Source organism: Endozoicomonas sp. (assembly GCF_051008435.1).
Classification (GTDB): Bacteria; Pseudomonadota; Gammaproteobacteria; order Pseudomonadales; family Endozoicomonadaceae; genus Endozoicomonas_A.
The window spans coordinates 1-19,465 of record NZ_JBPCXO010000262.1; the positions used below are offsets into that span (position 1 = coordinate 1).

The 19,465-nt window shown below is 48.2% G+C and carries 16 protein-coding genes; 4 read left to right on the top strand and 12 right to left on the bottom strand.

What is annotated here, in order from left to right; genetic code table 11:
- Nucleotides 1–172: 172 nt before the first annotated feature.
- A complete protein-coding gene (gene hemG / locus ACR2PX_RS13385) occupies nt 173–760 on the bottom strand; it encodes a menaquinone-dependent protoporphyrinogen IX dehydrogenase (protein WP_433999852.1) in 588 nt (195 codons plus the stop codon).
- A 324-nt stretch (nt 761–1,084) separates the two neighbouring features.
- Here hemG and ACR2PX_RS13390 point away from each other — a divergent pair, with 324 nt between their 5' ends.
- Complete coding sequence (locus ACR2PX_RS13390) at nt 1,085–2,245, top strand: glycosyltransferase family 87 protein (protein WP_433999853.1); 1,161 nt, start codon at nt 1,085–1,087, stop codon at nt 2,243–2,245.
- A 53-nt stretch (nt 2,246–2,298) separates the two neighbouring features.
- Here ACR2PX_RS13390 and ACR2PX_RS13395 read toward each other — a convergent pair whose 3' ends face one another.
- The 5 genes from ACR2PX_RS13395 to alaE form a co-directional block, all read right to left on the bottom strand.
- Complete coding sequence (locus ACR2PX_RS13395; protein ID WP_433999854.1) at nt 2,299–3,243, bottom strand: ABC transporter permease; 945 nt, start codon at nt 3,241–3,243, stop codon at nt 2,299–2,301.
- Entirely contained in the window at nt 3,240–4,220 is a 981-nt protein-coding gene (locus ACR2PX_RS13400; protein ID WP_433999855.1) for an ABC transporter permease, read from the bottom strand. Before ACR2PX_RS13400 ends, ACR2PX_RS13395 begins: the two co-directional genes overlap by 4 nt.
- 427 nt (nt 4,221–4,647) lie before the next feature.
- Complete coding sequence (locus ACR2PX_RS13405) at nt 4,648–6,207, bottom strand: ABC transporter substrate-binding protein (RefSeq protein WP_433999856.1); 1,560 nt, start codon at nt 6,205–6,207, stop codon at nt 4,648–4,650.
- Between the two features lie 163 nt (nt 6,208–6,370).
- Nucleotides 6,371–8,113, bottom strand: coding sequence for an ABC transporter ATP-binding protein (locus ACR2PX_RS13410; RefSeq protein WP_433999857.1), 1,743 nt, complete (start codon nt 8,111–8,113; stop codon nt 6,371–6,373).
- Between the two features lie 525 nt (nt 8,114–8,638).
- Nucleotides 8,639–9,070 (bottom strand): L-alanine exporter AlaE, encoded by a 432-nt coding sequence (gene alaE / locus ACR2PX_RS13415; protein WP_433999858.1) that lies wholly within the window; start codon nt 9,068–9,070, stop codon nt 8,639–8,641.
- 555 nt (nt 9,071–9,625) lie between these two features.
- Here alaE and thiM point away from each other — a divergent pair.
- On the top strand, nt 9,626–10,426 hold the full coding sequence (thiM, locus tag ACR2PX_RS13420) for a hydroxyethylthiazole kinase (protein ID WP_433999859.1): 801 nt from the start codon (nt 9,626–9,628) through the stop codon (nt 10,424–10,426).
- A 179-nt stretch (nt 10,427–10,605) separates the two neighbouring features.
- Here thiM and thpR read toward each other — a convergent pair whose 3' ends face one another.
- The 6 genes from thpR to ACR2PX_RS13450 all read right to left on the bottom strand — a co-directional run bounded on the left by thpR (nt 10,606) and on the right by ACR2PX_RS13450 (nt 18,001).
- Entirely contained in the window at nt 10,606–11,193 is a 588-nt protein-coding gene (gene thpR / locus ACR2PX_RS13425; protein WP_433999860.1) for an RNA 2',3'-cyclic phosphodiesterase, read from the bottom strand.
- A 268-nt stretch (nt 11,194–11,461) separates the two neighbouring features.
- Nucleotides 11,462–12,880 carry an o-succinylbenzoate--CoA ligase gene (gene menE / locus ACR2PX_RS13430; RefSeq protein WP_433999861.1) on the bottom strand — a complete coding sequence of 473 codons (1,419 nt, stop codon included), beginning with the start codon at nt 12,878–12,880 and terminating at the stop codon, nt 11,462–11,464.
- Nucleotides 12,856–13,890 (bottom strand): o-succinylbenzoate synthase, encoded by a 1,035-nt coding sequence (gene menC, locus ACR2PX_RS13435; RefSeq protein WP_433999862.1) that lies wholly within the window; start codon nt 13,888–13,890, stop codon nt 12,856–12,858. The genes menE and menC overlap by 25 nt, the downstream gene beginning before the upstream one ends.
- Before the next feature lie 64 nt (nt 13,891–13,954).
- Complete coding sequence (gene menH, locus ACR2PX_RS13440; RefSeq protein WP_433999863.1) at nt 13,955–14,791, bottom strand: 2-succinyl-6-hydroxy-2,4-cyclohexadiene-1-carboxylate synthase; 837 nt, start codon at nt 14,789–14,791, stop codon at nt 13,955–13,957.
- Entirely contained in the window at nt 14,788–16,587 is a 1,800-nt protein-coding gene (gene menD, locus ACR2PX_RS13445) for a 2-succinyl-5-enolpyruvyl-6-hydroxy-3-cyclohexene-1-carboxylic-acid synthase (RefSeq protein ID WP_433999864.1), read from the bottom strand. Before menD ends, menH begins: the two co-directional genes overlap by 4 nt.
- On the bottom strand, nt 16,568–18,001 hold the full coding sequence (locus tag ACR2PX_RS13450) for an isochorismate synthase (RefSeq protein ID WP_433999865.1): 1,434 nt from the start codon (nt 17,999–18,001) through the stop codon (nt 16,568–16,570). Before ACR2PX_RS13450 ends, menD begins: the two co-directional genes overlap by 20 nt.
- Nucleotides 18,002–18,269: 268 nt before the next feature.
- On the opposite strand from ACR2PX_RS13450, the gene ACR2PX_RS13455 reads away from it, so the two are divergent.
- Together ACR2PX_RS13455 and ACR2PX_RS13460 are read left to right on the top strand one after the other, a co-directional pair.
- Nucleotides 18,270–18,602 carry a hypothetical protein gene (locus ACR2PX_RS13455; protein ID WP_433999866.1) on the top strand — a complete coding sequence of 111 codons (333 nt, stop codon included), beginning with the start codon at nt 18,270–18,272 and terminating at the stop codon, nt 18,600–18,602.
- A gap of 110 nt (nt 18,603–18,712) precedes the next feature.
- Nucleotides 18,713–19,324, top strand: coding sequence for a LysE family translocator (locus ACR2PX_RS13460; protein ID WP_433999867.1), 612 nt, complete (start codon nt 18,713–18,715; stop codon nt 19,322–19,324).
- Nucleotides 19,325–19,465 lie beyond the last annotated feature (141 nt).

The following is a 19,465-nucleotide window of genomic DNA, read 5'->3' on the forward strand; positions in this document are numbered from 1 at the left end:
TGGCGCTCCTATAGAAGTCATCAAACAGTACGTTCAGCAGCAGAGAACACCGCATTAGTCGGCTATCGCCGACGAGCTTACATCCCCGCACTCAAAGTACGGGGTTTTACGCTCAACCGATAAAGCCGCTTTGGTTTGGGCAAAGGCCGCATAAAACCTGAAATATTCGCTTTCAGGCATAGACCAACTGTTTGCTGATATGACGCTGACACCCTCTTGCTTCATCGCCCAACTGCTGAACAAACCGTTCGGCAAACCTTATTACCCGGCACCAGTCAGTAAACTCCCGATCTTCAGAAGGGGCTGCAGTTCCATCGCTCACCTTGAGAATCAGACTCAATAGCTGCTTCTGGAAAAAACCATAGCGCGACAGTTTAAACGCACCAGCGAACACTTCGACACTGTCAGGTCGCAGTGAACCATAGCGAAGGTATTTCGTCAGATAAGAATTCTGGTGAGGCTCACTGCGATTGGCTTTTCTCGCCGTCAGATTGACCGAAAAAAAGTAACAGGGCTTACTGTTGAGCACAGTTGTATTCTGCTCTACAAATCGACAAAAATAGTCATGATGGCGACCATAACGGACGGAGCTGCCAAGGACAAAGGCATCGTAGTGCTCCAGTCGAACCTTTGTCACCGGGCCTTCCAGATGAATCAGATCCACTTCATGCCCCGCACGGGTCACAATCAAACGCATCCGTTCAACAATTTTCTGTGTCTGACCTTCCCTGGACGCAAACAGCATCGCAACTTTGGACATCGTTTACATTTACAACTCTGCAGCCTAAATCTAGGCCATCCATGATGTCAGATAATATATTAACTGACATTGAACAGGATCAATAAACCGTTAAAAACACAATTCAAAGACTCCAGCCATTCTGACTAAGCAACCTCCCCTGCTTCAAATAGACGGTACGAATGCAACGAGCAGGGTTCAATAAACATTTTCTGTTATAAGGCCACTGGCGGAAAAGTCATTCTCGTCGTATGTTGTAAACAGCCCTGAGCAAAAACAGATCACTTTCATCAGCATGAAAGTGATCTGTTTACAGTCATAACTCTAAAAATAGAACGAGCACTGATGAAGGACATAGCCCTCCTTAAAAAGCATCCTGCAGCCCTTTTCGGAGTGTTTCTCTGGGGACTGGCCATCATTCTGATCTTCGCCAAAGTAGCTCTGGAGCCCGGTCAGCACACCGTACTCGATAGCTATCTGCTGGGGGCTGAACGATGGATTGACCGGGTAAAACTGTATTCAGGTCCGGGCGGGTTTATCTACACGCCCACCTTTGCTGTTCTTTTTGTACCTGCTACCAAACTGCCTGTTTTTCTGGCCGATCTGCTTTGGCGATTATTCATCATTGGACTCTATGCCTGGGCCAGTCTGCGACTGCTGAGCCACTTTCAGGAATACTCAAGAGAAAAGCTCTTCAACTGGTTTGGATTATTCAGCTTGATTGCCGTTCCCATCGCTTTTTCCGGTTTTAGAAATGGGCAAATGAATGTTGTCTTGATTGCTGCGATGATGCTGGTCATTAGCCAAATCATAGAAAAACGCTGGAATTCGGCAGCTCTGGTGCTGGCTTTGATCATGAGCCTGAAACCCACTTTTATCGTCTTTTTCCTGTTGGTGATCACACTGTTCAGACCTTTCTGGCTGAGAGTACCTTTAATGCTGCTCGCCTTTTTGGCATTACCTCTGGTATTTGGCGGGCTGGATTATGGGCTTGAGCAGTACAACAACTTTCTGGAAATGGCAGACTCTGCGGTTGAGCGGGGAATAACTACCCCCACCTGGGCCAGCTTCTTTAACATTCCCATGCAGCTGATCCACTACTCGGTTCCGGAAAGCCTGCAGAATATTATAAAAATCATTCTGGCCGCTATGACTTGGGCCGTGAGCTTTTATGCCATTGTCCGTCATGGCACCAAAAATGGTCTGATTTACTTATTAAGTTTTGCTGCTTGCTATCACGTTATGTTCAACCCCAGAAGCGTGAATACCGATTACATTATTTTGGGTTCAATACTGGCATTCTGGTTCACTGCTGCTGCCTATCTTTGGCAAGATAGAGCCCTGGCATGGATCACGGGTTTAATTTCCCTGGGGGTTTTGTTCGCCTTTGATATTTCAAGAACGCTGGTAACGGATGCCACAAGCTGGTTTAACCCACTGATGGCTGCCGTTTTCACGGGAGTTCTTATCTGGCAATTGAGCAGAAAAAGAGTCTTCGCTCCCTGAAGCAAAAAAAGAAAAAGGCCGCTTAGCGGCCTTTTTTACTAACGATGATGAACTTAACCTTTATAGAGCTTAGGGTTGAGCACATCTCTCAACCAGTCACCCAGCAGGTTAATAACCAGCACCAGTGTCACCAGAATCGCACCGGGAATAACGGTAATCCACCAACTGCCAGAGAATATGTATTCAAAGCCACTGGAGATCAACGAACCCAGAGAAGGCTCGGAAACCGGCATACCCAATCCAAGGAAAGAGAGAGCGGCTTCACTGATGATGGCATTGGCAATCTGTACTGTCGAAATCACAAGAATCGGAGAAAGACAGTTAGGCAGGATGTGGCGGAACATAATACGACCGGAACCAAACCCCATAACCTTGGCCGCTTCTACATATTCTTTCTTTTTTTCAGCCAGCACTGATGCACGAATAGTCCGGGCATACTGAGGCCACTCGGCTATGCCGATAACCAGAATCAGCATCCACATGGCCAGCTTACTGTATAGTTCCGAACCAAATGATGCCTGGAACAGAGCCAGCACAACAATGGCCACCATCATGGTAGAGAACGAAAGCTGAATATCAGCCATACGCATCAGGAAGTTATCAACCCGACCGCCCACATAACCTGCCGTCAAACCAATAACGATACCCAACAATGCCTGCAGTACTACCGCAAAGAAACCGATGGCAATGGAGATTCTGGCACCATAAAGAATAGTGCTCAGCATGTCTCTGCCCTGAGAATCCGTCCCCAGCAGGAATCGCTCATCGCCCTCTTCACTCCATGCAGGAGCAATTTCAGAATCCATGATATCGATCGTCGAGAGATCATAAGGATTGGTAGGAGAGAGCACAGGAGCCAACAAAGCAGCTCCTACCATGACAACAAATATAAAGGCTGCCACCATAGCCAAACGATCATTGACAAAACAATGCCAGATATTGGACTGACGAATCTTTTGCCAGGTAGAAGGCGCTTCTTGTACAGTCAATTCACTCATTGGCTACCTCCTGCCAGTTTTACCGTTGGATTAATCAGGCCATAGATCAGATCGACCAGGGTATTCACCACCACAAAGATGCCACCGACGACAATCAGGTAGGCAACAATCAATGGTGTATCAACACGATTCACCGCCTCCAGGAACATAAAGCCCATGCCCGGCCACTGAAAGACGGTTTCTGTCAGAATCGTATAGGCGACCATGGTTCCGATCTGGACACCCCCTACCGTAATAACAGGCAGCATGGTGTTTTTCAGGGCGTGCAGGAAATAAACACGCACTTTTTGCAGACCTTTGGCTTTAGCAAATTTCACATACTCGGTATGCAGCGTTTCAACCATCTCGGAACGAATCAGACGAATAAACAATGGCAGCATGATACTGGCCAGAGAAACAGACGGCAGAATCAGGTGTAACCAGCCACTTTTAGTCAGGAAGCCGGTTTCCCAACCGCCAAAGACCGAAGTCAGCTCACCCCGTCCGTATGAAGGTAACCAGCCCAACTCAATGGAAAACAGATAAATGCTGAATATGGCCGTCAGGAAGACAGGAACAGAGATACCCAGAATACTGATCCCGAGAATCAACCGGGTCAGAATACTGTTCGGTCGTATAGCACTGTAAACACCCGCTGGAATAGAGATCAGAATAATCAGCAGCGTTGCGCTGAACACCAATTCAAGGGTGGCTGGAAGCTTATCCATAATAACTTCCAGGGCAGGCTCTTTGAAGAAATAAGAGGTGCCCAGATCTCCCTGAACCGCTTTCGACATAAAACGGCCATATTGCACCAGGAAGGGATCGTTAAGACCCATCTCTTCACGTAAAGCCTGTCTTTGGGCTTCAGATACGGACTGACCCACCATTTCTCTAAGCGGGTCCCCCAGATTGTCCTGGATGGAGAAACTGATCAGACTGATGATAAACATCACCACCAGACCCTGTACCAGTCTCCTGAATAAAAATAACAACATAAAAAATCCTGCAGCGTTCTTATACTTTGAAAATGCCGCTGATCCAGCTACCGGAATCATTTTCAAATAATGGCAGTAAGCGGCATATACGGCTCAAGGCTGTTGTAAGGCTTTGAACTCATCATCAATGATGAGAAAACGAAACCCTTTCGCTCACGGTTGATTTATATATTTCTGAATTCATCTGCTATTGACCGTGAAAAATATTTTGTCTTGCGGTTTTACCTACTCAAGAGGATGCAAAATATTTTTCTACGATCATGACTGTTTCAAATAGAGTGTTAAAACAAGGTGGCAACCCTGGACAACAATGCATAACCAATGAAGAAAAAAATGCTCTATAAGAATGAAGGTTCAGACTAATCAGAGAAAACGGCCGGTCGAGGAACGATCGAATAAGGGCCGGTCCGGGCCGGCCCCATAACGATTACTTCTCGCTGACTACCAGGTCACCCAGGTAAGGGAAGTTCATGATATTAACCACTTCCTCAGCATTCACACCTTTACGGGCACCCCAGGCCAGGTTCTGCCAGTGCAGAGGTACGTAAGCCGCTTCCTGATAAAGCTCCTTCTCGACTTCCTGCAGCAGCTTGGCGCGTTTGTCCAGGTTGGTTTCAGTACCGGCTGTTTTCACCAGTTTGTCGATGGCGCCGTTGCAGTAACTACCGCTGTTATACTGGCCCCAACCGGTGCTGGCATCGGCACAGGCTGTCAGGTACTCAGTCAGGTTGGCAGAATCTTCGGTATCAGAATGCCAGCCAATCATCATGATGTCCGCAGCACGTTCATCAAACGCTGGCCAGTACTGGGCCTTTGGCATGGTTTTCAGATCAACCTTGATGTTGATCCGGTTCAACATACTGGCTACAGCCTGGGCAATCTTTGCATCGTTGATGTAACGGTTATTAGGCGCCATCATGGTGATCGTGAAGCCGTCTTCATAACCCGCTTCTTTCATCAGCTGCTTGGCTTTCTTGAGATCGTAACGAGGTTTCAGGTCACCCACAAAGCCAGCATAACCTTCAGGTCCCTGCTGACCGGCAGCGGTGGCAAACCCTTTCATGATCTTTTTAACAATGCCTTCGTTGTTGATGGCATACACGATAGCCTGACGAACACGCTTATCTTTGAACGCTTCTACACGATCCTGATTCAACTGGAAAGAAATCAGACGAGAACCGGTCAGGGTGATCAGGTCAGCCTTGTCAGAACGCTCAATACGCTCATGATCATTAGGGGGAACCGGGAAAATGAAGTCCACACCACCGGACAGAAGAGCTGCGACACGTGTCGCATTTTCCTTGATGGGTGTCAGAGTAATATCATCAACATTGCCTGGAGATTTTTTGTCCCAGTAGTCATCAAAGCGCTTGTATTGCAGCTTAACGCCTTGCTGACGATCACTGACAATATAAGGTCCGGTGCCGGAGATATTGCGTGAAGCATAGGTATCACCGTGCTTTTTGATCACGCCCTTGTCACGACCTTTATCATCTTTACCGGTGTAGAACTGGCTGTCCATCGGGAAGATGTAGGTAGCAGAGTTCAGAACCAGCGGGTAAGGCTTCTTGGTGACCAGGTCAAAGGTGTAATCGTCGACTACTTTCAGCTCAGCAAAAGGTGCAAAGATGGCTTTATAGTCTGCACTGTTAACCATGCGATCGTAGGTCCACTTGACATCTTTGGCTGTCAGAGTGTTGCCAGAATGGAACTTAACGCCTTTTCTCAGGGTGAAGCGCATGGTCAGATCATCAATACGCTCCCACTTTTCTGCCAGACGAGGCTCAAAACTCAGATCCTGGCCCCAGCGAATCAGCGGATCAAATGACATATGTGCCATCTGCAGGGTTCCCCCTGACAGCTGCTCATAAGGATCCAGTGATACAGGGTCAGCATCGTATGCAATCTTCAGGGAAGCGGCCTGCACACTCATTGCCAATGTGGAAGCCAGAGCAACCCCAGCCAAAGACTTGATCATTTTTTTCATTATTTACCCCCAAGACAGGTCAATAAAATGTTTTTAATTTTTCTATCAAGAAACCGTTTCAACAGCGACAAAAATAAAACGGTTTCTGCACTCACAGCCATTGTGAGGAGCTTTCAAGTCAGCTCCTGAAGCGGTCAGGCAAACAACGCCCGACCCTCCCCCATCACACCGTTACAACCGGTGCTTGTTGTTGTACTGCATCCAATCCCTGACGGGAAAGGTGATCCATTTTCGGCATCAGCTCAATCAGATTCCGGGTATAGTCATGCTCGGGTGCAGTGAACAATTTTTCGGTCTCATCCACTTCTACCAGAGTTCCATTTTTCATGACCCCAACCCGATCACACATCTGGCGTATAACAGGCAGATCGTGACTGATGAACAGCATGGTGAGCCCCAGCTCCTGCTGAAGATCTTTAAGCAGATTCAGTATCTGCGCCTGAACCGATACATCCAGTGCTGATGTCGGTTCATCACAAATCAGGAAACGGGGACGAGTCGCTAATGCACGGGCAATGGAAATACGCTGACGCTGACCACCGGAAAATTCATGAGGAAACTTGATTCCGGCTTTGCTGCCCAAGCCGACATGATCCAGCAAGTCTTTAGTAATCTGCCTGATCTGCTGCTCAGATTCCGCCAGACCATGAAAACGAATGGGCTCGGCAATAATGTCGTTAACCGTCATCCGGGCATTCAGGCTGGAGTATGGATTCTGGAAAACCATCTGAATCTGTCGTCTGAATGGCTTGCGAGCCTTTTCATCCAGACGGGTGATGTCATTGCCTGCAAAGAAAATCTGTCCTGAGTCAGGCTGATAAAGGCCTGCAATCACCCGGGCAATGGTTGACTTACCTGAACCCGATTCTCCTACCAGTCCAAAGGTTTCACCGTCACGCACGTTGAATGAAACATTATTGGATGCCGTTACATAACGACGGTTCTTTTTCAGGAAAGCCGATTGGGTTTCAAACTTGAGCACAACGTCTTCAACACTCAGAAGATTCTCGTCTTCTATCGTGCCAAAGGACTCACGTTGACCCAGCCAGTGATTCTTGACATCAATACTGCGGGTCTCGACTTTTTCAATGTATTCTACCCTGGGAAAGCGATGCAGCTTAACATCGGTTCTTGGAACCGCACTGATCAGACTCTGGGTATAAGGGTGTTCAGGACTTTCAAGAATTTGCCGGGTTTTACCAATCTCTACCAGCTCGCCCATATACATAACGGCTACACGGTCTGTGACGTTTGCAATAACACCCATATCATGGGTTACAAATACGCAACCCACTTCGCGCTCTTTGCATAACTCTCGAATCAAATCGAGAATTTGATTTTGAATAGAAACATCCAGGGCAGTGGTAGGCTCATCGGCAATAATTAATTCAGGCTCACCTGCCAGGGCAATGGCAATAACCACTCTTTGACGCATACCGCCGGAGAATTGGTGAGGATACTGTTTAATTCTGATTTCAGGCTCTGGAATACCCACGGCATTGAGCATCTCAAGCGCTTTTTCAAAAGCCTGCGCCGAATTTAAACCGAGGTTTTCAATGATGGTTTCAACTAATTGGGTTTTAATGGTCAGGAGCGGATTTAATGAAGTCATTGGATCCTGAAAAATAAACCCAACTCGTCTTCCACGCACTTTACGAATAGCTTCTCCGGAAAGGCCGGAAATGGTTTCGCCATTCAAGCTGATTTCACCACCCGCTACACGACCGGGCGCACTGAGCAAATCGATAATGGCATTGCCGACTGTGGACTTACCGGCTCCGGATTCCCCCACCAGGCCCAGGATCTCACCTTTGGCAACTGTGAAAGACACTCCCTTTACAGCCACTGCAACACCGTGGCGTGAAGGAAATTCAATGCGCAGATCATTGACTTCCAATAAGGACATGCTCCCCCCTCAAATTCATTGTGAAATGCAGTCGTTTTGTTTTGCCTGACGGATTACACGATAAACCTTAAAAATAGTTATGGAGTTAATCGTTTATCTGTCGGCTATTTTCGCTAATGACTGCTTTTTCATCTAATTCTTATTGGTGCTTTGCAAACCCTGTTGTTCCAGATTGAAACGAACATATGCCCATAGCACAGCAAGGTCTGATCAAAACATTCGGGGCCTGAAAGGTGCACATTCGCCTTTTGGCAAACACTCTGTTTATACATTCGCGCAACGACCAAGGCTGACGTTGTGCGAATCCGGGATCCACCGGACGACGCTGCAATTGCATAAAGAGAGGCAACCAGGACTGTTTAATTCCACTGTAAATGGAGTTAAAACAGGCAAACCCGTACAACACATTCGGGCAAACTGAAGGGAACTATAACCAGATAGTCAGAAAATAGGAAGCCCCCGATAGCTGAATACCCCTATTTGATAGGTGTATTTGTCGGGTATTTCGTGTAGAAGAAGCAGCTGTCAGGCAGCTCTCATGCTGCCTGATACGAACCAGTTACGACACAGTTGCATATAGACGCCATAAGGACGAGCCATCAGCATCAGCGCACCGATTTGACCCAGAGAAGCAGTAATAACCTGCTCCATTGTTGCCCCTGTGATAGCAATAAGTGCAGCATAGACTGGAATCTGAAAAGAGATAAACGCAAAGATATCCAGAACAGTATTACCCACCCGCCTTGAACCAAACAGTCGGCTGTAACACATCATCCAGTCCCGATAGATACCATAAGGTCGTGCAATCAGCATATTGACCGGAATACTCATCAGACGAGACTGCAAAGATTGTTCAATAGTCAATCCAGCAACCAGAATCTCAACCAGCATACCGACAACCAATCCAAAGCTGATCAGGGCAAATGTATCTGCCAGTGTTTCGCGCTTAATTGACATGTAACTCCCCCTGAATTCAGACAATAGAAAGCCCTGACGTAAATAAAAACATCAGAAAAAAATGCTGAAAAATAAGTATTAGACTCGATTGCTTAGCAAAGATGACTCGACATTAAAGTGATTGAGACACCTGTGCCATGCGGCATAATTTATACCTGGTACGGCCGATTTACAACAGTGTAAAACTTTGTTTTAACCACTACTTTCAGACTTTAAACCCAAGCCAGAAACCCCTAGTAGAGGAATAAACCTTACATTGATTTCAGTACAACAAGTCTCACTGACAACCTATTAACTTATTAACTGATTATTCAGATTTTGACGAATGACTGACCACAGAATAATCAGTCAAACTGGACTTAATCCCTTGGGCCTCCATAATGTCCTGAAGCTTTCCCACAGGAGCCTGCCGGACTTAAGTCAATTTCAACCTGAGCTCCAGAAAAAACGTCAAGCGTCTTGACCGCACTCAAGACTGCAACTGTTTTTCCTGAAATTCATACTCGAAAGCATCAGTCCAACGAGCTTCCAGAAAATCATTATCGGTATTCGTCCATGCATAAAGAAATTGCCAATTGCCTGCTCATGCTCAGAGAACAGCAGCCTGTGGTTCATAACATTACCAATCAGGTAGTCATGAACAATACGGCCAATGCATTGCTGGCCATCGGAGCATCTCCCATCATGGCCCATGCAGCAGAAGAGGTTGAAGAAATGGTTTCCCTCGCAGGTGCCCTGGTGATCAATACGGGCACGATCACCAGCTACCAGGTTTCATCTATGGTGCTGGCTATTGAGAAAGCCAACGAACTGGGAAAACCATGGATTCTGGATCCCGTTGGAGCAGGTGCAACCACCTTCCGATTGAATATGAACCGTGAACTTTTGCAACTGAAGCCCACTGTCGTTCGAGGCAATGCCTCGGAAATACTCTCAGTATTAGCAGGAGAAGCTTCTGGAAAAGGAGTAGACAGTATTCACGACAGTTCCTCAACGCTTGGAACGATTCAGCACAGTGCTGCCGAACTGGGCATCGTCATGGCCGTCACCGGGGCAGTGGATTATGTGACGGATGGTAAGAGACTGGCAGCCATCAGCAACGGTCATCCAATGATGGCTAAAGTGACGGGAACTGGTTGTTCAGCAACGGCAGTGACAGGCGCCTTCCTGGCCACCTGTGAGGATCCATGGCTGGCCTCTCTTTCCAGCTTGAGCTGCATGGGAATTGCGGGAGAAGTAGCAGTAGAAGCCAGCAAAGGACCTGGAAGCCTGCAAATGCATCTGCTTGACCAGCTCTTTCTACTCAACGAAAGCGTCATTCGAAATCGCCTTCAGCTGAATTTGGAATCTTATTAACGATTCGCTCCCAAACAGCCATGAGCCGGAAGTGCCGCTCCCCGGAATGCCGGACCACCCAAACCATGAAAATGATGACAGACCCCGAATAGCGGCACTTTCATAGTAAACAGCAAAAAACCCTGTCTTTCAGTGAAAGAACAGGGTTTGTGTTTCAAATAAGCGTAAATTGTCTGGAGTCAGGCGGATTTAGCCAGTGGCTGCAAAGGGAATGCTCTCAATACTGAGTACTGTGCACCTTCTGCCGTTGTTTCACTCTTCATCAATACTACTTCATGCACGGTCATACGATAGCTGGGCATATTAAAGAAATGACTGTGAGTCACATGATGATGTTGCTTGAAGCGAGCCAGTGTGACATGAGGTCGAAAGTTACGCATTTCACGACGCATACCGCATAAGCGGGCGCCTTCTTCACAAATTCTGGACAGCGCATTCAACTGCTGCCCTGAATGCATATTCAAAGCCAGTGCTCTGGGTCTTTGAGCATCAGGAAAGAATTCGAAACAGCCGGTCATACAGTCAAACCCGCGAATACTCGTCAGGGACTCTTCGATATAGCTGGAAAACTGCTCAAGGCTCTGTTCGTTACATTCACCCAGAAAACGCAGTGTTATGTGTTGCTGCTGTGGTACCATCCAACGCAGCTTATGCTGAAGGACATCGCCGGCTCGGTGCTGTGCTTTCTTGTGCAGTGTCGCAGCAAGGTCCAGCGGAATCCTGACAGCGATGAATGCACGGATGGTTTTTTGATCTTTTGTTTTCATCAGACACTTCAACTATCACCGCTCATTGCCAGCATTATGCCTCGGTCTGGGTCAGATGGCGACGATAATCAGTTAAAAAACGATTAAGAGTTTGCAAGCCCTGAAGGCTGTTCGAGAGTTGCGTTTGAGCATACAGTTCAGTAGAACGAAGCCCAATCATAAACGCTCCGGGCAGCTTCGTTGAATTTGTACGAATAGTTAACCTATTTAGTCAATTTCAATAGAGCTGTCTGGAACCGTTCAAGGCTGCAACCACTCTTTCTGGACTTCAGGCCAAGCTACTTTCCTCGGCCAGTCTCCCAGCCAGAGCCTGCAGGGTTTGACGATTGGGCTTGAGGCCGGTAGGTATCTGCTCAACCGGAAGCAAGCGAATCATATCAGGAATTTTGAATCGGCTAATAGTGCCTACAAGCTTTTGTTTTGTAAATACTTCATTCAGAGAACCTGATTCGGTTTGTACAAATGCAAAAGGTCTTTGCCCATAGTCGTCGTCCTTTACGGATACCACAACGGCCATAATGATGTCGTCAATACTGAGTAAAGCTTTTTCAATTTCTTCCGGATGGATATTCTCACCCCCGGAAATCAACATATTATCTATACGACCAATAACAACTAATTGATGGCCAGCCCATTGACCCAGGTCACCTGTGTGGTACCAACCCTGCTCATCCAGGATGGGAATAATCCTGTTATTCTCAAAATATCCAGACGATAATGTCTTGCCTTTGACCAGAATTTCTCCGGAGGCGTCTATTGAGACGTCCCGATATGGCAATGGTTCTCCTGAAGTGATACCCGAGTCAGTAAAGCGAGGGATTCCGGTGCAGACCTGAGAACTCATTTCTGTCATACCGTAAGTGGTCAGAATTCTGATGTCCTTCGCCTGAACCATTGAGACCAGCTCGGCAGAAGCAAATCCTCCTCCCACAAGAATGTATTTCAGCTCACAGTGATCCAGCGATTCCGCGCCTTGCACTAATAACCTTCGCAATTGGGTATTCACCAGAGAGACATGAGTGATTCGATGCTGCACCAGCAATTGCTGCAAAGGGGTCTTTTTCGTGTCGATCACCATCTCGGCACCCGCGAGAAGGCAACGAATCACTATGCCAAAACCACCCACATGAAACAGTGGCAGAGATAAAAGCCAGCTGTCTTCTTCTGTCAGTGGAGTAGAGACTTCCGAACCTTTGGCGCTGTAGGCGTGATTCGCAAAAGTATGACTTACCGCTTTCGGAACACCGGTTGTGCCTGATGTGGCTATCAAATCACAAATAACTTCAGACTCTATGGTCAGGCTCCGGTCATTGCCTTTCACTGGTTCTGTGAGTGCAGGCCATTCCAGCGCCTTTGTTTCACCAATATCTGCCTGGAGTGACCACTGAGCTCCAATCTTCTGACAATATTGCTCTTTTTGTTCATCAGGCATTTGCGGGTTAACCGGACAATAAACCCACTGGCTTCTCAGGCAGGCAATAATGAGAGTGACGGCATCCAAAGCATGGGTTAACGGAGCCAGTATCCTGTCGCCTTTCCTAACGCCCTGATCATGAAAAGCCTTGCGAAACAGTTCTACTTTTGCATCCAGGTCCCTTCGGGAAACAGGCTGACCATCAACTTTTATAACATTCCTGTGAGGGTCTTTGAGTGTCCATTCTCTCAATGGGCAGAACAACAACTCCATACGGTCTCCATGGCATTACGTAAATCTAATGACAATGGCTTGCCATAGTCAGGCAAGCCACAAAATTCAGGGTTCTGAAAAGCACAAAGCGTGTCCAGACCAGGACTTTCGAAGGGATCACACTCAAGACTGAGCTGCTCGATGAGGCTCACCCCCAGCGCACTTTCAAACGAGGAGCTGAATACAGTTCTTACCTTGTTCTTCCTGGCCCAGCCAGCCAGTGACAGACATCTGGAAATCCCTCCCACCAGAGTGGGCTTTAAGACAATGGCCCTGAGCCCTTCTCCAGCCTTGAGAGCACCCTTCTCTGACAACCGAAAATCACTAACAGGAAACTGCAATGTTTCATCCAGTGCATACCCTATACCGGTCTCACTGAATAATTGAGGGAAATCGCGACAGTCCCCCGTAGGCTCTTCGATATAACTCACTCTGTTCGCAGTAATCTGCAAGGAAAATTGGATGGCTTCATCCAGCGACCAGCGCTGATTGGCATCCAGCCGGAGTTTTATCTGTCCTGGGATACATTCAAGTAGTTGATTGACCGCTTCGACATCCTGACTGACTGTATTACGTCCAACCTTCAGTTTGAACTCATTGGGCCAGCCCATCTGCCAACCTTTAAGGCGTTTCAGAGTTGATGCATCAGCCCCCATCAACAGAGGGGCATGCGCTGTCTTTTGCTGACACCACTTCTGCCTGTCTGCGCTGAACTGAATACTCTCAATAGCGAAAGCCACCGATGGATGCAAAAGCTTTTGGTCCGACCACTTTTGAAGACAACAGAGTTCTGCTACCTCCTTGAGCTGCTCCAGGGCCTCAAATAGACTTTCCTGGCTAAAATCTGGCAGTGGTGAGGCTTCTCCATAATGAGTCAGCCCTTCCTGATCCACCACTTCAAGAATCAGTCCTTCACGATCGGTCAAAGTAACCGTCTTTAATGGAAGAGGCTTGACCAGAGGCTGTCGGTATCGATAAATATGGCATGACTGGAATAACACTTCTTTCATAAATGTTTACAGATATCAGTACCCGGCTGTCCAACAGTGAATGCTATGAATGATCCAAGAATACTTACAACAGTAGCTGTTTGATTATCGTAGCCATGGCTTGCGGCTGTTCCCGATGAATATTATGGCCCGCTTCCTTTATTTCATGAATTCCCTGAAAACAGCCCATTTCAAGCAGCCGATGAGCGATGCCCTGAAACTTCAAATCACGTTCACCACAGAAATAATGTGAAGCCCTTGAAGAACGATTCAACATGCCCCAGAAATCCGGCTGTTGCGATAGACTGAAAGCCTCCAGCGCTAAAGCCAAAGACTCACCGCTGGTACCGCTTCCCATCACTTCATTAGAAGATGACTCTTGCGTCTGATTACTGATGCAACGATGTTGCATGAGTCGCTCCCGCTCTCGGCTGTTCAAATCCGCAAAGACAGGCTGGTGATACCACCGTTGCAGGACTTCACTCAATGGATCAGTACGAAACTGACCAGCCCAGCTCTGATCATCCTTCCAGCGAGCCTGACGCTCCGCATTGTCCTCCAGACCGGGATGAGAGGATTCCACCAGCAACCGGTCAACAGCATCACCTTCCCGGGTCAGATGACTCATGGCCAGGCGCCCGCCCAGTGAATAACCCAACATGCTGTAACGATCGAGGTCCAGCTGGGAGAGCGTTTGTCGGAGCAAGTCACTGAACTCCTCAAACGCTTTTTCCCGGCTCACTTTGATATCACGGCTTTTACCATGGCCCGGTAAATCCACCGCCACCAGATAAAGATCATTCTCAAGATTTCTGGCCAGTGTTTCCCAATCCCCGGAATCGCCCAGAAATCCGTGCAACAAAACCAGCGGTACACCTTCACGGATACCCCAGGTTCGATAAGCTAAGTTGGTTTCGCTCATGACAACATCTCCAGCCGGCTCAACGCCTGCTTTATCTGTTCAGCAGCCTGCCCGGGTTGCGTAGCAACCTCAATAATCGATGCGCATGACTGCTCGGTCACCTGCTCCAGCAGAGCTTCCAGCTCCTGGCGGCCAGCAGGCAGATAATAATCCAGTCCAAACATGGCAGCAGCCTGACGGGCATTCAAACCGTGAGGAGTGACAAAGTATTGCTGTGCAGCTTCAGGCCGGTCTTCCACAGGCAACATATTGAAAATGCCACCACCGTCGTTATTAATCACCAGCAGTACAAAAGGGGTCTTGAGCTGTCGCAGCAACTGCAGGGAATTTAAGTCGTGAAGGAACGAGAGATCACCGATCACTGCCACCATGACGTTCTTATCACCCGTTGCACAGCCCGCTGCCGTCGCCATCAGCCCATCAATGCCACTGGCACCCCGGTTGGCATAAACCTGCCCGCTCTGTGACAGGGAAAACATATCCAGCAATCGAATCGGAAGGCTGTTTCCCAGAAAAAGACTACTGCCTTCAGGCAGTATTGTGGTCAGGTGTGTACCCAGCCAGCGTTCAGTCAGTGGACCCGGTGTTGAATCAAGCTCTGAAATCAGAGTCTGGACAGAATGCGATAACTGTTCAATCTGATCTATCCAGGCTGGTTCAATTCCGGCGCCAGAGGAAAGTCCGGCTAACATACGACAGCAGTCAGTAACAGGCCCTACCCATCGATAAGTCTGACAATGACCGGTATCCATCCGCCTGAATTCCTGCCCTGCCATCCAGTAATGCTGCCACTCGCCAGCCGAGATAAATTTATCCAGCCTCTTTGAAACCAGATGACCACCCACCTGGAAAATGCGATCAGCCTGACTCAACAGTGCTTTCCCGGCTTTGCTGGCTAACAGCAGGTCTGCATGTTGAATCGCTGCCGGGTGACCATGAAGCTGGGATTGAAGGTCGGCCAAAAGAGGCCAACCCAGTTGACGAGCCAATTCTGCAACAGCGTCTGCTGACGCCTGATCTTCGATACGCCCGGCAATAATCAAGCCTTTACCCGCCGAAAAATCAGACCCGCTAACAGGGCTTTGTCCCAGTGACACATCAAGCTGGGTCTCATACACCGTATGAGGCGTATTGACTGAACCCCAGTATGACAGTCGACTCAGGTAGCCTGAAAAATCCACCCTCTTTCCTTCTGGGTACAAAGGCTCCCTGAACATGCAATTGACATGCATGGGCAGCCCCTGCATGCAGGATCGGGCATAGGCCTGATCAATACTGGTCAACAACCAGCTGGGGGGAATATTTTCATCGGGTGTTGGTAGTTTTAAAGTCGCTCCGGGATAGCCAGCATAAATATCCTGCTGCTCAATTGCCTGATTCGCCCCGCAATCTATCAATTCAGGAGGCCTGTCTGCCGTCAGAATAACCAGAGGAACCCCTGACTGCCTAGCCTCAATAATAGCGGGATAGAGATTGGCAACCGCAGTGCCGGATGTGGTTATAACTGCAACCGGCTTACAGGTGCTTTTGGCCAGCCCCAGGGCAAAAAAACCCAGCCCACGCTCATCAAAGTGCACATGTTTTTCAAGCTTCGGGTGCTCTGCCGCCACCAACGTCAGGGGGGCAGAACGCGAACCCGGAGCGATACAGACATGCTCAACCCCCAGTCGACACAACTCTTCCAGAATCAATGCAGACCAGAGAAAATTAAGGCTAGGATGCCTGGTGGGAAAGGTCATGAGATATTCCAATACTCTTCTCGATGGCAATGCAGCTTTATCCAACTCGGTAGCCATTTTCATGATCCGGAGTCAGCTGCATTTCCGGTTCATAGCTGTTTGATGTCTCTGTTACGCAGGCTTTATGGCCCAACAGTGACAGTACGGTTTTGATCTTGTTGTTCAGTTCCTGCCACTCATCCTGAGCTACTGATCCATTGACAATGCCGGCACCTGAGAATAACGAAAGATGTTTCTCTTCCAGCAAGGCACTGCGTATGGATACCGTGAATTCACTGCGCTTTCTGCCCAATACACCACAGGCTCCGGCATAAAGGCCTCTATTGTAGCTTTCATGCTCTTCAATAAAGTGCCGCGCCATTTCCCTGGGCTCACCGCCCACCGCTGGCGTGGGGTGCAAAAGAGAAAACAGCTGACTGTCACTGATTCCTTCCTTAAGGACGCCCCGGATCAATTGCCTGAGATGCTGGATCGTCTGCAGTTTGACCACGGAGTGGCTACGATCAAATTCCAGATAACTGCAGATAGACTCCAGACGTGTGCGAATATCATTCAGTACGAGACGATTTTCATGAACATTTTTTGAATCATTCAGCAGACGAAGCTCAAGTTTGAAGTCTTCATCCCTGTCACTACCCCTTCGGGTCGTGCCTGCCAAAGCTTCCGTATGGACAACACGATCTACTCTGCGAAACAGTCGTTCAGGCGAGCAACCGAAGAACAGGGAACCCTCATCGGATTCAAAGGCAAAAACGTAAGACCTCGGGTTCGCCACTTGCCATAAGTACAAAATCATCCAGGGATCCAGCTGCCCTTCCTGCAAACTGATTCGTGCTTCTCTGGAGAGCACCACTTTTTTCAACGCCCCTGATTCAAGATCACTCAAGGCATGATCAATCAGCGAGACCCAGTGAGCTTGATCGGGCTTGAATTGAGGGGCACCCAACCGGCACGGTGAATCAGGCTCATCCACAGACCAACTGACTCGGGTTAGGTAGTTCAACACCTTATCAATACTTGTTCGCCATGACGGCTCATCCTGAGCCAGCAGGTTGCAAGCCAGTGAGCACCCCTTCCGAGTCTGAACCACTTCGATGACCGGGAAAAAGAATTCTCCATAGCCAAAGGCAGGCCAGACCATCTTCTGACTGTCGGAGAAAGAGAGATACCCCAAACAGCGGGTTGTTTTATCCAGCAACCTGTTGACCTGTTCGAAACAAGTGTTAACTTCAGACTGATCATTAATTTTGTATCGCCAGGCTTTACCTAACCCCGCCACCTTGTAGTCGCTGTCGCGATCCTGCCAGTAACTCTTTCCCGGCAGTGTCTGGGCCGCAAGCCAGTTAAATAGATTGATCATGGGAAGGGGCTGTTCTATCCGTACCAGAGGCTGCTCCGGTGCACCGGATAACCGAAGCAGTCTCAGCTGCTCAGCCAGCTCTGCCACCTGACTTCGAACTTCTTCTATCAACTCCTTACTCCCAAGCGCTTAGGCCAAATTCAGATATTAAATTGTACGTATTAGCATCAACTCATTCAGGATGGTATTTACCGAAGCAGTTATGAGCCACTTTCGACATTTACCCTGATGATCGATTGACTCGGCCCAGCTCATAACAAAGCCATGCCAATGACACTTTTTAAAGATGGGGTCATAAACCCACACGAAACGCTCACCAGAAGCCGTATGGAAATGATATTATAGGGGCTGACATAAATACCCTGGAACTAGATCGAGTATGGCAACCAATGGCGAATCTGCCAGAAGATGGCTGGAAGAAAACCAGGACAAGGTTTCACTTGAACGTATACGACAAATCCGAGATAACATCTCAGACAAGCTACAGGATCTGGATGAATCCGATGAGAGCTATCCGGGTTTTTTGGAAGCCCTGGATGTAATGGATAACCACCTGCTTCAGGAAGAACAGGAATCCCCGGTAACAGAAAGCGAATCGATCAGTCTGGATCTGGGTCCGCTGATTCCACAAGCTGATTCTGAACCCCCTCAGCTCACGGCACAAGAGAAGAAGTTGAAGTTTCAGCAACTGCTGAAAACCGGGAAGCTATAACCCTTCGATCCATGTGTTTCATTTCTGCCTGCAAGATACCCCTATCCTGCGGGCAGACTTGTGTCGCAAAACTCGACCCCACCAACAATACACAACCTGAAAGGCAAATTATGGAGTGGATCAGTCTGGCACTACTTGGATTATTGATCGTCATAAGTCCGGGGGCAGATTTTATATTGGTGCTTAGAAACACCCTTCAGCAAGGCCGGACTGCAGGTATATGGGCAGCCGTTGGTATCAGCGCGGCCATTACGGTTCATATCTCTTATTCGATTCTGGGAATTGGCTACCTGATTTCACAAAATTTGTTTCTCTTTCAATGTCTGAAATACCTTGGTGCTGCCTATCTCGTTTACCTGGGCATCAAAGGTTTTCTTACCAGTGGCAGTGCCATGGACACACAATCAACACGTCAGGAGGATCAGGCCTACTGGAAGCTCGCTCTGCAGGGCTGGTTGTGCAATGCACTGAATCCTAAAACCATGCTGTTTTTTGTCAGCATTTTCAGTCAGGTGATCTCACCTGACGGTGAGAACATAAAGCTCGCCCTGATCTACGGCAGCTATATGATTCTGTTGCACGCGTTGTGGTTTATTCTGGTCGCGATACTATTTACATCACAACCTCTGCAATCCCGTCTGATGAAAATGAAGAAGCGCCTTGAGCAAGCCTGCGGCATCGCACTGATCTCTTTTGGTGCATTGCTGGCCGTCAAGGCATAAACACGGAGAAGCGAAGAACCGCTACTAAAAACCTGCGACAATCAGTGATTCTCTGGGTTTATCTACACCGTCAACACGGCTGCATACCGGAGTATGTCTTACGCCACTCTTGTGTAGGGTTTAAGGTCGAGCTGTAACGTG